Genomic DNA, 15,358 nt, shown 5'->3' with positions numbered 1-15,358 from the left:
TTATATCGCTGAAAGTATGTTTCTAGTTTTGAGAAATTCAAGCAACAATTCAATAGATTCCTCGATATTAAATTTATCAGTCTCCAATACTAAGTCCGGTGACTCCGGTTCCTCATAAACATCTGTTATTCCAGTAAAATTTTGTATCCCTCCATTTAACACTTGTTTATACAATCCCTTAACATCCCTTTCTGTACATATCTCCAAGGGACATTTCACGTAGATTTCATAAAAGTCTTCGATTTGTTCTCTTGCCATTTGTCTTGAATCCTTATAAGGTGAAATCAGGGAGACAAGAACCACTACACCATTACGAGCAAGCAAGTTAGCAATGAAGACCGTACGCTTAACATTTATATCTCTGTCTTCCTTACTGAATGACAAATCCTTCGAGAAATTCTCTCTTAATATGTCCCCATCTAGTATCTCTACTTTCATACCGCAGTCTTTTAAAATTTTTTTTGTACTTGTTGCAAGCGTTGTCTTTCCCGCACCACTCAATCCAGTGAACCAGAGTACAAATCCATTCTTCATTTTGATTCCTCCAATTCACCTTTGAAAACGGCTTTTGATGAGGGCTTCAGACGATACTTATGTAGTTCGCGGTAATAAGGAAAACACTTTTCATAAAAACCTTTCAAATGAGCATCTATAGTCTGCTCTTTATCTGCTTCTATTTTTTTAATGCCCGTACTTTCTTTTGCGTCTAAATGCCATCTTTCCCATGTTTTCCATTCGGGAATTTCTCTTGGAGTCCAATTTGTTGAGGAAGGTATATGAGGTATTTCTAACCTATTGCAATATGCTTCTATTAAAGCATCGGGGTTTTCACACAGGTCATTTGCATCAATTACAATTGGAGGCTGCCCGCATCCTTGGGTAACTAATTTAAATAATTCATACTGTTCCCGATATCCCGTTTCTTCCAGGTCAAAGTCAGGGAGCAACTTATAAAGGGATGGCAAAGATTGGGCAGGATTTCTAATAATAAAGGTATTTTTAAAACAGCTTAGATTTTGCTTGTTCATTTTAGGATAAAAATGATAGGCCATATCTTTAAAAAAAACTGATTTTTCTTTTGATTCCTTTTGGACTGCATTAAGAATAAATTCATAGTTATATTCATCTCGTGGCTGAACTTCTGAATAACGCGAATGACCTCTTTCTGAACTGTAATAAAAGCTTACCGAAAAAGGCTCATGAAAAATCTTAAAGTCCCCTCTTTCAATAAAGACCCTCTCAAATGCTGTCGAAACCGACCTGGGTACAGCCCACAAGGCAATAATCACTAAACACACCACCTTTTGGATATTTTAATATTTATTTCATTCTATCATTAAATTGGATATTATCAATAATCCCCATAATCCTTTTCTATGACTTCCAGGTTTTTGAAGCTTGTTCTGTTACTCAAGACAAAATAAAAAGCTGCCGTTTTTCACAGCAGCTCTTAGCTTCTTTTCGAAATCAATGTTTCTTGCAAGCTATTCAAGTAGCTCCAACTTCCCCTATCATCTTGTATCTGAATGTAATTTTCATAATACCCTTTATCTTCTTTTATAAATTGATTATTTATAATTACTTTAATCCCCAGCTTCTCACAAATAAGTTGCAACTGATATCTATCTAGTTAAATACCAACCTTTCATTAATTCAATTTCTCAATCGCTTCATTAACTAGGGTCATAAATAATGTAACCCTGCCCTGCCTCAAACTCGATAAATCCCGCCATATGCCGAATTTGATACTGGATGTTTTGTTTGCTGCCGATCATAATAATATTGCGAAGATCCCTGTCCCCTTCAACAGGCAAGGCAAAACACTTCGTATAAGGAAACACTTCACTAAGCGTGCTATGAATCGCATTCATCCACTGATCCTGCTCGCCCCTGCCCATGAGGTTCATGATTAGCGAACCGTGGTGCTCCAGCTTGCTAGCTGCCATGTGAAAGAACTCGCTGGACAGAAGATGGCTAGGCGTCCCCTTAGGTGAAAATGCATCTAGGACAACATAATCAAAGATATGCGTTGGTTCGTTCTCCAACAGCTCTCGACCATCGCCTACCCTCACATCATCTTTGGAATACCCAAACCACTCCCGGCTAATATCTACGACCGCTTGATTTAACTCCGCCACATCAAACGTCTTGTTCGCAAAGTGTCTAGAGAGTGTGCCAATCCCATGTCCAATCAGAAATACGCGTTCAAATGAGAGTTGGTTATATTCCATCAGATGACAGATTGCCCGGGGGTATTCCAGCACGACACGCTCCGGATTAGCCATATCCATGGCCCCTTGTACCGCCTCTTCCGAAAATTGCAGCACGCGGAAAGTCCCCTTTTCCCCATCCAGTTCCACAGCTTCATATACGGCAACCTCATGACCTTGACTGAAGGTCTTATACAACAGTTTCAAGCGCTCTGATTCCCTTCTATGTTGAGTTGAAAGATATTACTTAACAATAACTCTTTAGCTTGATTCTCTATATGGGCCTTCAATTCCTTTATCGGTAGTTGTTCCTTTACAGCTTTCCATCTTCCTAGGCACCTACACAAAAAGCCTATTCCTCATTATCACTTTCAAGGAATAGGCTTTTTATTACATAACGTTTGTAATGAGTTAATCTTTCATCTGTTCCATCATCAAATGAGCTAATAAAGCACTGCGCAGGGCGATATGATCCAGCTCGACATATTCCTCAAGCGCATGAGCACCGTGGCCTACGGCGCCCAGCCCATCTAGCGTCGGCACATTCAATGCCGCGGTAAAATTGCCGTCACTGGCCCCGCCCGTAGCCGTCTCCTGCAAAGGGAAGCCCAACTCGCGGGCGACCGATTGCGCACTGGCGAACAAATCGCGGCTCATCGCCCGTTCCATCGGCGGACGCACCATGCCTCCCTGCACCCGAAGCTTTACATTGTTCAACACGGGCGACATATTGCTAATCAGCTGATTTAGGCGATCTGCCTCGTCTTTGGACTCAATGCGCAGCTCGAATTGGGCCCGTGCATAATCGCTCACCACGTTGACGGCCGTCCCGCCAGAAGCCAATCCGACATTAACCGTGGAGCCCTTCTCATAATCCGTCAAACCCTGCAGGAACAATATTTGATGAGCCAGTTCCTCCAGGGCGCTCACCCCTTCGCTGTGATTGATTCCCGAGTGGGCCGAAACCCCCTCAATTTCCAGTGTGAATCTGCCCACTCCCTTGCGCGCGGTTTTTAGCTTCCCGTCAGAACCGAGGGCCGGCTCCAATACGAATACGGCGTCGCTCTTCGCCGCCTCCTCCTCGATCCATCGCCTGGAGGACGGGCTGCCGACTTCCTCATCCGTATTGATGAACAATACGATATTTTTAGCTGGATTACACTGTGACGCAACGGCATACATCGCATACAGCCCCTGCAGCAGACCGCATTTCATATCGAAAATGCCTGGCCCGTACAGGCGGTTCCCTTCTTGCCTGAAAGGGCGGCTGGCCACCTCTCCCTCCGGCCAAACCGTATCGATATGCGTCAGCAGCATAATTTGCCCAGCTCCGACTCCTGTTTCCGCTGTTGTTCCTGTTTCCTTCCTCAAATACAGCTTGACCTGGTCCCCGAATTTATCCTGCGGAATCCGTTCGACCGTCCCTCCGATCAACTCCTGAAACCGCTGGATGACAACCTCCATCGCTTGATCTACCAGCACTTTGCTTCCGGTCGGGGAATCCATGTTCACAAGCTGCTCCAGATCTTTCAGAAAAGCAGCCCGCTGCCCGTTAATAAATTCCAACAATTTACTCAAGGCGCACCTTCCTTATGCATAGTTAATGAACTGCAAACCAATCGGCCAATGCCTCAAGCCGCGCTACGCGCTGCTGTGGCCTGCCTATGGAAGCCAGCGCATGCGAGGCACCCGGAAACAGCATAAATTCCACTTCCTTGCCCAATCGCTTCAATGCCTGGAACCATTGTTCCGCCTGCTCGATAGGAACCCGGTGATCCTTCTCCGCATGAATGATCAGAAGGGGTGTGGATACCTCCTGGGCATAGCGGATCGGCGAGCGTTCCATGATGAAATCCTCATCATTCCAAAGATCGGACTGACCGCCCAGCTCATATAAATTGATCTGAAAGCCGAGATCACTGTTGCCAATTTTGCTGTACATGTTGCAGATTGACCGTTCTGTCACAGCTGCTTTAAACCGGTGATCGCGGCCGATGATCCAGTTGACGAGGTACCCCCCATAGCTTCCACCCATCAAATAAAGCGGTTCATCTGCTGCCGTATCGCCTGAAGCGACGGCATTTTCCAGAAAGCCCAGTATATCCTGGACGTCCTTGCCTCCCCACTCCTTAATGATTCCGTAGGAAAATGCCTGGCCATAGCCGTAGCTTCCTCGCTGATTGCAGAATGCAATCCGGTAACCGCGGCTAGCTAAGTACCAAAAATCATAATGAAACGAATGGCCGTAAGCCAAATGAGGCCCGCCGTGAATCATTAAAATCGTGCCCTGTCGGACGCCTCCGCTCTCTTTGACCGGATCCATGGTCCAGCCCTGAACAGTCAGCCCATCCGGTGTCAAATGGGAATGCTCGCGAATGTCCAGCGCAGGCAGCTGCTGGCGCAGTTCCTCGTTGTAAGCGGTCAATCGCTCGACCGCCGTCTCACTGCCTTGCTCACGCCATACCGCACGGTACAGCTCTCCTGGCCGATCCATCGCATCGGCTACGAGTACGACGGCGATCTCCCCGGCCGTGGCGTACTCCACATCGAAGGCCAGGACGTTCAGTTCCAGAGGAAGGGCGGTGATTTCCAGAGAGGCGGTATCCAGCTTGTACAGGGTTTGTCTGCCTTCATTCGTTCCGGCGAACAAAATACATTCCTCATTCGCAGCATGCACGGCCGCATTAAGACCCATACGTTTGCTGTCCCCGATGACGTGATAGCCTAGCGGCACATCTACGTTCCCTTCCAGCCAGCGTCCTTCCCCGCCCTGCTGTATATAAAACCATTTGTCGAATTCAGCGCTGTTCGGCGTATCCCTCTTCCCCGTACCGAGCAAGGATCCATTGGAAAGCGGAATCAAGGCGGAGACCGATCTTGCGTCATGCTTCAATACCGTGATGGAGCCGCTTGCCCTGTCCAACTTGCGGATTTCAGGGCGCTTCTCCAGATCGAAGCCGTCCGGGAAGTCCGTTGTAAAATACAAAGCCGAACCGTCCGGCGAAAAAGCAGGATTGCCGTAATCCGACTCTCCGGAAGTCAGCCGCGAAATTTCGGATGTCCCCACATTCACCTCGAACAGATGGGTATACCCGTTGGTCATGCCCTCGCCATCGAGCTTGTACCGCATTCTTTTTATTTTGTAAGCTGTCGCGTTCACTTCGTTGTCCCGGCTTGTAAAGACAATACTCCGGCCGTCGGGAGCCCAGACGTAATCCTTCACTTTACGCTCGGTTACGAGCGGCCTGGCAGCACCGGTAGATGGCTCGTACAGCCACAGCCCATCGTTTCCGCCACCCGTCCGCATAAAGGCCAGCAGTTCCCCTTCCGGCGACCATCGCGGACTGGCATCCGCAGACCCTTGGCCGTCCGGCGGTGCTGCGAACAGGGCTGATTCCGTGCGTGTGGCTGTATTAAAAAGGACCAACTGACTGGAGTAAGCGTCCCGTCCGATGTCCATTTTTCCCTTCGCCAGTACCAGCTTTTCCCGTTGCCCGGGATGCACATCCGGCGCTCCAAGCAGTGTAATCCGACCTAGATCGGTTGATTGCAGCATGTCGTATGCAACTCCTTTATCTTTGATGATCACGACGCTAACCTAGTTGATCACAACACGTCTACGCGTCAACCAGATGACACGCCACCCAGTGATCTGGTCTCGCTTCCCGCCATTCCGGTTCAATCTGACGGCACTGCTCCACAGCCCATGGGCAGCGGGTATGAAATCGGCAGCCCGTTGGCGGATTCAGAGGACTGGGCAGCTCTCCGCGCAGCGTAATCTTCTCCCGCTGCCGCTGGATTTTCGGATTGGGGATCGGAATTGCGCTCATCAAAGCCTGAGTATAGGGATGCAGCGGCTGGTCAAACACCGCAGCCTTATGGCCGAGCTCGACCATTTTCCCCAGGTACATGACGCCGACGCGATCGCTCACATGACGGACGACGGACAAATCATGCGATATGAACAAGTACGTCAGATCAAGCTCCTTCTGGAGCTGCCCGAACAAATTTACGATTTGCGATTGGACGGAGACATCCAGAGCGGACACAGGCTCATCGCAAACGATAAATTGGGGGCGCAGTGCGATAGCTCTTGCGATGACAATACGCTGGCGCTGCCCGCCGGAAAACTCATGGGGGTATTTCTCCAGGCTAGCCGGGGATAGCCCGACCATCTCCAGGAGCTGCCTGGCTTGCTGCTCCTCTTGTCCCGGATGGAGCTGATGAATCCGAAAGGGCTCTGTCAAAATGTCGCGAACTTTCATACGGCCATTGAGCGCGGAATAAGGATCCTGGAAAACGATTTGCATATCCTTTCGAAGCTTCCGCAGCTGTTCCCCCGAAAGCGTGGACAGATCCTGCCCGTTATAGCGCACTTGCCCTTCCGTGGGACGTTCCAAATACAGCACCGCGCGCCCTGTCGTCGATTTCCCGCAGCCGCTTTCGCCCACAAGGCTTAGCGTCTCGCCCGGCATCAGCTCAAAGCTTACTCCGTCGACCGCTTTAACGACAGATCGGCCCAAACCGAAAAGCTTGGCCGACTGCTTATAATGCTTCTTTATATTATCTGCAACGAGCAAGGGAGTGGTCTGTTCCCGCTGTTCCGTCATACTCATTTTCTTTCCCCCTCTGCCGGGTGCCAGCAGGCTACCGCATGTCCTTGCTGAATTTCGGCCAGCTCCGGAGTCTGCTCCCTGCATTTGTCCGTCGCTCGCGGACAGCGCGGGTGGAAGGGGCAGCCGCCGGGCATGTTTTTCAAATCCGGCACGACGCCTGGGATCGTATTCAGCTCCGCCCCTTCATCGCCGAATAAATCCGGAATACTGTTCAGTAATCCGATCGTGTACGGATGACGCGGCGATTCAAGCAGATCGTCCACTGCCCCAACCTCCATCAGCCGGCCTGCATACATGACGGCCACGCGATCGGCTGCGTCAGCAATGACACCCATATCATGTGTGATCAGCAAAATAGACGTGTCGTATTGCCGCCTAATTTCCTTTAATAGATCCAGAATTTGCGCCTGTATCGTCACATCGAGCGCCGTTGTCGGCTCATCCGCGATAATGACTTGGGGATTGCAGGCAAGAGCCATCGCGATCATAACCCGCTGCCGCATCCCGCCTGACATTTCAAACGGATATTGATGAAAACGGGCCTCCGGGTCGGAAATCCCTACCGATTTCAGCAATTCGATCACTTTTTGTTTGCGCTGCGATTTGCGCAGCTTGGTATGCAGGATAAATAATTCCTCAATTTGCCGGCCAACCGGAATCAAAGGATTCAAAGCGGTCATCGGCTCCTGGAAAATCATCGAGACTTTATTGCCGCGAATGTTCCGCATCTGCGATTCAGACATGCTTCTTAACGATACGCCTTCAAGCGTAATGTCCCCGTGATCAAAACGGGCATTTGCGGGAAGCAGCTTCATCAAGGACAGCGCAGTGAGGCTTTTGCCGCTGCCGCTTTCCCCGACGAGGCCCAGAATCTCGCCCTTATTCAGCTGCAGGGTTACGTCACGGAATGCCGTCACCGGGCCCGATTCCTGCTGAAAAGATAAAGTAAGCTGCTCGATTTTCATAATAGCGGAGGCAGCATTGCCAACAGCAGTGCCAGCAGCACTACCGCCGGCCGAAGATGTTTGCCGCGGAGTCGTCATAGCCAGCCCCCTCCCAGCGGTTCATGAAATTGTCCTGCGTACTGCCCGGCATGATATGCCGCAATCTCTTCGCAGGTGGCCCACCAAACCTCCGGGTCGTTTTTCAATCGGGTCAGCAGACGTTCCAGCGCAATGATCCGCGAGCCCCGGCCGCTGATCCAGCAGTGGACCGTCAATAAGAACAGCCCGCCGTAACGCTTGATCCCTTCAAATTCCTGATACCATGTATCTGTCACGGTGTTTGGGTTTAGGGGCGGATTCCCCGAAAAGCCCCCAAAATAACGATAAAAAATGGCGTCGTCAAGCAGCCACTGAACCGGCACTTCCGGCAGCCCATCGATCCAATAAGGATGGTCATAGCCCATCATGGAGCTGTCATAAGGAATGCCGTGACGCTGCAGCAGCTTAAACGTATCGGGCGTCATCTCCCACGACGGCGAACGAAATCCCATCGTTCTCGGACCGATCACCTTCTCCAGCGCCTGCTTGCCCAGCACGATGCTTTCCTCTACCTGCTCCTCGCCCAGCTCATCGACCCGTTCGTGCAAATACCCGTGCAGGCCGATTTCATGCCCCCCTTTGGCGATGGCCTCCACCGCCATAGGATACTTCTCGGCAATAATGCCCGGGATATAGAAACTGGCTTTGAGATCTAAGCGGTCCAGCATCTCCAGAATCCGGTAGATGCCTTGACGGGGCCCGAAGGCTCTCTGTTCCAGCTCTCCGAGGGCATTGGACGGGGCATTCCGGGTCCGCCACAAATAAGGGCTCTCTCCGTCGAAATCAATACTGAAGGCTGCAGCGCAGCGCTTCCCATTCGGCCAGTTATAAGTCGTATGCATCGCTTTACGTCACCTTCCCGTCCTGGGGCTGCGGCCGCTTAAAGGTACCTGCCGTACGGCCGCCGTCTACCGCGAGTGTAGACCCTGTAATGAAAGAGGCGCTCTTCGAGCACAAATACAAAATAGCCGCAGGTGCATCCTGCGGACCGGATGTGCGGCCTAGCGGAATTTGGTTAATCATATTTTGCACATAGTCTGCGGACAGCTCGCTCACTTCGCTGCCTGGAGCAAATCCGGGCGATACCGCGTTAACCCGGATCTGATAAGGAGCAAGCTCCAGCGCAAAGGAACGGGTCAGCATCGCCAAAGCGGCTTTGCCCGTAGAATAATGCCCGCCCCCGATTTGATTGGTTAGCGCAGCTCCGGAACTGATGTTGATGATCGAGCCCTGCTTGCCGTCCTTGATCATTTGCTTGGCCAGCAGCTGTGTCAGCAAAAATGGAGCCGTAACGTTAACCCCAATCGAAGCGTTCCATTCATCCATGCTCATTTCCAGCAATCTATGTCTTTGATAAATTCCGGCGTTATTGATCAATATATCTGCCGAAGACCATTCCTGTGCGATGAACTCAGCCAGTTCAGCAATCGAGGCTTCCCGGGTCAGGTCGGTTGTATGGAACAGCAGCTCTGCGTCCTGTAACAACGGATCTTCTCTCATCGCCCTCAGTTCCTCATGGCGGATGTCGGATAAGCACAGCTTCGCTCCCTGCGCCGCAAAGGCCTGGGCAATCCAGGTGCCAAAAATGCCGGCAGCTCCGGTAATGACCACCTTTTTACCAATAAACTCTCCTTCAAAATGCAATGCGCTCACCTCGATGTTATCTTCTTTGATTTTTCGGATCCAGCCGATCCCTGACAGCGTCTCCGATCATATTAATCGAAAGCACAATGAGGAAGATGGCAAGGCCCGGAAACGTGGCTAGCCACCAAGCTGTCGAAACGTACTGCCTTCCTGCAGACAGCATATTGCCCCAGCTCGGGTTAGGCGGTTGAACCCCCAGTCCGATGAAAGACAGCGAGGCTTCGAACAGAATCATAAGACCGATCTCCAGAGTAGCCACCACCACCAGCGGGGGAATCAACTCGGGCATAATATGCTTTATGAGCAGCCGGCCCGGGCGAGCACCCAAAGCGGCTGTCGCTTTCACGAAGTCCTTGTTCACCGTTGAGAGCGTCGTGCTTTGAGCTACGCGGGCATATCTCGGCCAGCGTGTCAGACCGAGGACAATGATCAGGTTCAATAAGTTGGGTCCAAGCACCGCTACGGTCAAAATCGCGAGCAGCAAAAAAGGAATGGACATTAATATGTCGGCAACCCGCATAATGAGCGCGCTGACCCAATTTCGATAATATCCGGACAGCATTCCGAGGAATCCGCCGACGAACCCGGAAATAAAGACGGCCGTCACCGATACGACCAAGGAGACACGCGCCCCGTGAATGAGCCGGCTGAATACATCCCGGCCTAATTCATCGGTGCCTAGCAAATAGGTCGAGCCGTCCGGACCAACAAAGCCGGGGGCTTTCAGACGAAGCGAAAGCTCTATCAGCGTAGGATCATGCTTCGTAAACAATCCGGGCAGAAATGCTACAACAACGAAAAGCAGCAGGATAAGCGCAAACGGCAGAACGGAAAACGTCCCCAGCCTCCGCAGCCGGGCTTTCGCTTTCGCTGCCAGTGAACGGGCTTGAGCCTGCTGATCAGGCGCAGGCGTAGGTGATATGTTCATTGTGATGTTTCTCTCCCCAGCTTGATCCTTGGGTCAATCCACCCATAAATAAGATCCGTAATCAGGTTAATGAAAATATAAACCGCAGCCCCCAAGACGACCACCGCTTGCACCAGCGGGAAGTCCCTTGCCGCGATGGCCTGAATCGTCAGCTGTCCCAGGCCAGGCCAGGCAAATATCGTCTCCGTAATGACCGAGCCTCCCAATAAATTCGCGCATTCCAGTCCAATAACCGTAATGATGGGAATAGAGGCATTCCGCAGCAGGTGCCGGTACAGCATCCGGGGAATACCCACCCCTTTGGAGCGGGCCGTTCTCACGTAATCCTGACCCAGCTGCTCCAGCATGCTGGAGCGGGTCATTCTCGCCACCGTAGCAATGGACAGCGAGGCCAGGGTCATGGCAGGAAGAATCAGTGACTGTAAATTTTCCGCTCCCGAAGAGGGCAGCCATTTCAGTTGCACCGCGAATAGCATAATTAAAAGGATGCCTGTCCAAAAAGCGGGCATGCTTTGCCCGACCAGAATGAAAGGCATGCATATTTTTTCGATCCATGTGCCTTTATAAATCGCTGTGATCATCCCTAGCGGCACGCCAATGATCACGGTCAGAATGAGCGCGGATATCGCCAAATCGATCGTATAGGGGATCCGCTCCATCACAATGTCCAGGACGGGCATATTTTGAATATATGAATAGCCAAGGTCCGCCGTAAAAATCTGCTTCAGGAACTGTAAATACTGAAGACCCACGGGCTGATCCAGCCCGAGGGCGTGCCTTAGCACAGCTATATCTTCAGCGGTTGCGTTCTGAGGAACCATGAGCAGTACGGGATCTCCGGTCAAGCGCAGGATGAAAAAGATGATGGTAGCTACTCCAAAAATCGAAACCAGAGCTTGGACGATTCGCCTTCCTACGTAAAGCATATGCGCTCCTCCTTACGCTCCCTTTATTTCACCCATTTGATATCTTTGACGAAGAAGTTCTCCTGCGGATCAGGCTGCCACTGCAGCTTATTGGATGCGCCGTATATTGCAAAGTGCTGGTATAATCCGATCCCCGGCACATCTTGCTGAAGGATGTTCAATGCGGTTTTATAATTTTCGATTCTTACCGCCTCATCCGTCGTCGTTCTTGCCGCATCTACCGCTTGGTCGAATTCCGGATTAGAGTAGCTGCTCCAGATCGTTCCGGTACGGAATAATGGAAGAAGGGTACCGTCGGCATCCATGCAGCCGCAAGACCATATGCCGTAACGGAGGCTGCCCCATTTGCGGGCAGGGTCCTGAACTTTTTTCAGAAAAGTGGCGTGATCTGTGCTGACAATATTGACTTTAATGCCGATTTTATCGAGATCGCCTTGAATGGCTTGAACGACACGCTGGTCAAATGACGGTGATGTAGGCAGGTCAAGCGTAATGCCGTTGTCATACCCTGCCTCTTTCAACAATTCCTTGGCTTTCTCCGGGTCGTAGTCAAAGCCGGAAATGCTAGGATCGTAGCCGAACGACAGCGGCGTCAGCACCTGAGTAACCCGCTCGCCATAGCCTTGCAAAAGCGATTCAATAATCGAATCATAGTTAATGCCGTGAGCAATCGCCTGATTTACCGCAGTTGATTTTGTCGGTGTGTCATCTACCATGTTGAAGGCCAGAAATGCGATGCGCTCTGTTGGTGTGGAGATAATCTGCAAATTGGAATTGCTCTGAATGCTCTCCACATCGTCAGGGCTTACCCCGGATACGAAGTCAGCCTTGCCCGAGAGCAGGTCAGCCACCCGGCTGGCCCGGTCCGGCACGAAACGGAATTCAACCGCCGCAACTTCCGGTTTGCCATCCCAATATTCCTCATTGGCCTTCAGCGTAATATTCGTTCCTTTGGCCCAGCTGTCGAACAGGTATGCGCCGCTGCCTACAGGATTCAAATTAAACTGTTCATTGCCTACTTCTTCAACGTATTTTTTCGGGACAATACTCAAATTGACGAGCTGCGCCAGCAGCGTAGGGCTCGGTTCATTTGTTGTAATCTTAAGCTCATTGCCCTCCGCTTCCGCAGAAGCGATCATATTGAAGTTGGCATACTGCGGGCTGAGAAATTCCTTGTCCAGAATGCGCTGGATGCTGAATGCAGCATCCTCCGCCGTGAGCGGGTCGCCGTTGTGAAACTTAATATCGCTGCGAATCGTAAACGTCCACTCCGTTGGAGAATCCTGCTTCCAGGCTTCGGCTACTCCCGCTGTAAATTCGTTGGTCGCTGGATCGCGGCGGAGCAAATTGTCAAATATGTTCCGGTATACCGCATAGCTGTCAAAATTGTACTGCAGCCCCGGATCCAAATTGGCCGCTTCATTGGCGAGATCGACGACCAGCTTGCGGCTATCCGTTGAGGCTTCACCCTGCTGCTGGGGTTTATTGCTGTCCGCTTGCTTGGCAACGCTGCATCCGGCAAGGGCGATGATAAACAACAGTCCAAATATTAAAATGGCGGTTTTTTGTACGCTTCTCCATGATGTTTTCATTTTAAATCCTCCAGTAGTGTCTTTTAGTAAATAACTTTCTTAAGGCTGTAAGACGTAGATTCATGCGATCCATGCTATCGTCTGCTTAGGCGGGCTCCTGGCTCCAGCACCGGGACCTGGACCTTCACGGTTTCGGGATATTTTATCCCGCTCCCCGTATTCAAGGCTATCACGGTCTCCCCTTCTTTAATCCATCCCCCTTCCCTAAGCTGACGGGCCGCCGCGAAGGTGGCTGCGCCCTCTGGACAGACGAACGCCCCTTCCAAACTTGCGATTGTCTCCAGTTCCTTCAGCAGCGCGTCATCGTCAATGGCTACTGCGCAGCCACCGCTATCGTAAATCGCTTCAAGGACAAGGAAATCGCCCAGCGCCTTTGGCACGTTGATTCCGAAAGCCGCTGTCGCTGAATTCTCCCAAAACTCGGAGACACTCTTGCCTTCCTCCCATGCCTTGACGATCGGCGCGCAGCCTGCGGCTTGAACAGCTACCAGCCGCGGGAGCTTGTCCTCGATCCAGCCCAACTCAATAAGCTCCTTCAGCGCTTTATAAATTCCTATCAGCCCTACGCCGCCTCCTGTCGGATAAAGAATGACATCGGGCACTTTCCACTGAAGCTGCTCCACGATTTCCAGTCCCATCGTTTTCTTGCCTTCAATCCGGTATGGCTCTTTCAAGGTCGAGGCATCGAATAAGCCATATTCCTTAACCGCTTGCCCGACAATTTGCCCGGCATCACTGATCAGGCCATTCACCAGATACAAATTCGCGCCTGAAATTGCGCATTCGTTACGGGTAATTTCCGGAGCTCCCACCGGCATTACAATGGTGGCCCGGATTCCGGCCCGGGCGGCATACAGCGACCAAGCCGCGCCTGCGTTGCCGTTAGTAGGCATAGCCAGCTCCTGTACCGCCAGCTCTTTGGCCTTGGATACCCCGACAGCCGCTCCCCGTGCCTTAAAGCTTCCTGTGGGGATCACCCCTTCATCCTTCATCCACAGTTGCCCGATTCCCATCGCTGCGCCAAGGCGATCCATCCGCAGCAAGGGAGTCATCCCTTCTCCTAACGTCACAATATTATCTGGATCGGTGACAGGGAGAAGCTCATGATATCTCCACAGATCGTTGGATCGTCCTGCTAGAGCAGCTGGATCCCAGCGCTTCCTAAGCTCCTGAAGATCATAATCAACGAGCAACGGAGAACCGCATGCGCACAGCTGCTGGATGATATTGAACTCATACTTTTCCCGGCATTTGGGACAATGCAGATGACTGATGTAACTGAATTTCATAAGCCAGCCTTCCTTCGTGATGTAATCGCCTGCTAGCATTTCTATCCATTTCCTTTTCCCTACTAATCAAGTCGGTTTACTAAATCATTAGAAAACAATTTATCACGTTAAATTATTGATGTCAATATGGATTGTGAAGAATTCGCAGGGAACGAACCAACCAGAGACAAAAAAATCGCCCCGGTAATGAACCGGTAGCGATCTTTATCGATTTATTTATACATTTCCATAGCTTGGAGCAGGCTTGGCAGCCTTTTGGCTGCTACGCCTGCGTTGGGCTCCTGCCGTGTGCACACCAATCGCCAAGCAAAATATGCATTATCATATTATGTATTTTCCATCTACCTCACTATCTACAAAAATCTTCTTCATAAGGATAATTCAATAGTTCTAGATTTTCTCTAGTCAAATAATTGTTTTGATATTCATCCGAATGATTATTGATCTGTAACACCCCTTTAATCCTTTTTATTAATGGGTAAGAAGTATCGTCTTCAACAAGCAGATCCTTATCGTTCAACTGCAGTAGTTTCCCAATAACTTCAAGCATCTTTAACCACCCAATATCAAAAGTACGCGATATAAATTGAATACTAATAGGAACATTTGTATCCACTCCATGATCTTCGAGATTCATCTCTCGAAAGCGTTTAATATAGTCTTCCTCCTCATCTAAATCTATACTTAGAGAAAAATAAGTGCAACCAATACTCACTTGTTGAGCACCAGATCGATCCCTTATTTCCACTTCATAATTAATTAATTCTACAAAAAATACTTCGCATATCATATCGTAAAGCAATTTTCGCAAGGCTTCTCTAGGCAAATCAAAACCAATAGATACCCTAAAATCCATATTACTCATACCTCCAGTACGCTCTAGTACCTGACGACCTTCATTTAAGTGTTTTAAATTCTTGTGTGCGAGGCTTATTTTATTTTATCTTCATTACCTTTCCAAACAACCTATTCTATTTATGATTCTTTTTAAGTAACTCTCTACTCTTTCCTGATCTTCAGGATGCTCTTTTATGTATTTCTCACTGTATTCATCATATGCTGGAGGTTCACCAATAAAGCTTACTTTATTGTCTCCAATGTAGTATTCTT

General features: G+C 50.1%; 14 protein-coding genes. All 14 read right to left on the bottom strand.

Annotated elements, in window-relative coordinates:
* Nucleotides 1-534, bottom strand: a complete 534-nt coding sequence (gene cysC / locus QNH46_RS05905; protein ID WP_283927282.1) for an adenylyl-sulfate kinase — start codon at nucleotides 532-534, stop codon at nucleotides 1-3.
* Nucleotides 531-1,289 carry a sulfotransferase-like domain-containing protein gene (locus tag QNH46_RS05900; RefSeq protein WP_283927281.1) on the bottom strand — a complete coding sequence of 253 codons (759 nt, stop codon included), beginning with the start codon at nucleotides 1,287-1,289 and terminating at the stop codon, nucleotides 531-533. The genes cysC and QNH46_RS05900 overlap by 4 nt, the downstream gene beginning before the upstream one ends.
* A 384-nt stretch (nucleotides 1,290-1,673) precedes the next feature.
* Entirely contained in the window at nucleotides 1,674-2,417 is a 744-nt protein-coding gene (locus tag QNH46_RS05895) for a spermidine synthase (protein ID WP_283927280.1), read from the bottom strand.
* Between the two features lie 204 nt (nucleotides 2,418-2,621).
* Nucleotides 2,622-3,788 carry a M20 family metallopeptidase gene (locus QNH46_RS05890; protein ID WP_283927279.1) on the bottom strand — a complete coding sequence of 389 codons (1,167 nt, stop codon included), beginning with the start codon at nucleotides 3,786-3,788 and terminating at the stop codon, nucleotides 2,622-2,624.
* Nucleotides 3,789-3,810: 22 nt separating this feature from the next.
* Nucleotides 3,811-5,766: a S9 family peptidase gene (locus QNH46_RS05885; RefSeq protein ID WP_283927278.1), complete on the bottom strand. Its 1,956-nt coding sequence runs from the start codon at nucleotides 5,764-5,766 to the stop codon at nucleotides 3,811-3,813.
* A 61-nt stretch (nucleotides 5,767-5,827) separates the two neighbouring features.
* The gene (locus QNH46_RS05880; RefSeq protein WP_283927277.1) at nucleotides 5,828-6,826 is read right to left on the bottom strand and encodes an ABC transporter ATP-binding protein; all 999 of its coding nucleotides are present in this window, start codon (nucleotides 6,824-6,826) and stop codon (nucleotides 5,828-5,830) included.
* Complete coding sequence (locus tag QNH46_RS05875; protein WP_283927276.1) at nucleotides 6,823-7,869, bottom strand: ABC transporter ATP-binding protein; 1,047 nt, start codon at nucleotides 7,867-7,869, stop codon at nucleotides 6,823-6,825. Before QNH46_RS05875 ends, QNH46_RS05880 begins: the two co-directional genes overlap by 4 nt.
* Complete coding sequence (locus QNH46_RS05870) at nucleotides 7,866-8,711, bottom strand: polysaccharide deacetylase family protein (RefSeq protein ID WP_283927275.1); 846 nt, start codon at nucleotides 8,709-8,711, stop codon at nucleotides 7,866-7,868. The genes QNH46_RS05875 and QNH46_RS05870 overlap by 4 nt, the downstream gene beginning before the upstream one ends.
* Before the next feature lie 4 nt (nucleotides 8,712-8,715).
* Nucleotides 8,716-9,522: an SDR family NAD(P)-dependent oxidoreductase gene (locus QNH46_RS05865; protein WP_283927274.1), complete on the bottom strand. Its 807-nt coding sequence runs from the start codon at nucleotides 9,520-9,522 to the stop codon at nucleotides 8,716-8,718.
* A 7-nt stretch (nucleotides 9,523-9,529) separates the two neighbouring features.
* The gene (locus QNH46_RS05860; RefSeq protein ID WP_283927273.1) at nucleotides 9,530-10,441 is read right to left on the bottom strand and encodes an ABC transporter permease; all 912 of its coding nucleotides are present in this window, start codon (nucleotides 10,439-10,441) and stop codon (nucleotides 9,530-9,532) included.
* Nucleotides 10,438-11,367 carry an ABC transporter permease gene (locus QNH46_RS05855; protein ID WP_283927272.1) on the bottom strand — a complete coding sequence of 310 codons (930 nt, stop codon included), beginning with the start codon at nucleotides 11,365-11,367 and terminating at the stop codon, nucleotides 10,438-10,440. Before QNH46_RS05855 ends, QNH46_RS05860 begins: the two co-directional genes overlap by 4 nt.
* A 23-nt stretch (nucleotides 11,368-11,390) precedes the next feature.
* Complete coding sequence (locus QNH46_RS05850) at nucleotides 11,391-12,959, bottom strand: ABC transporter substrate-binding protein (RefSeq protein WP_283927271.1); 1,569 nt, start codon at nucleotides 12,957-12,959, stop codon at nucleotides 11,391-11,393.
* Nucleotides 12,960-13,033: 74 nt separating this feature from the next.
* Nucleotides 13,034-14,248, bottom strand: coding sequence for a threonine synthase (locus tag QNH46_RS05845; RefSeq protein WP_283928358.1), 1,215 nt, complete (start codon nucleotides 14,246-14,248; stop codon nucleotides 13,034-13,036).
* A 349-nt stretch (nucleotides 14,249-14,597) separates the two neighbouring features.
* Nucleotides 14,598-15,104, bottom strand: coding sequence for a hypothetical protein (locus QNH46_RS05840; protein ID WP_283927270.1), 507 nt, complete (start codon nucleotides 15,102-15,104; stop codon nucleotides 14,598-14,600).
* Nucleotides 15,105-15,358: the final 254 nt, after the last annotated feature.

This window comes from Paenibacillus woosongensis (assembly GCF_030122845.1).
Classification (GTDB): domain Bacteria; phylum Bacillota; class Bacilli; order Paenibacillales; family Paenibacillaceae; genus Fontibacillus; species Fontibacillus woosongensis_A.
Note: the sequence above shows the minus strand (reverse complement) of the source record. Positions and strands in the feature narration are given on the sequence as shown.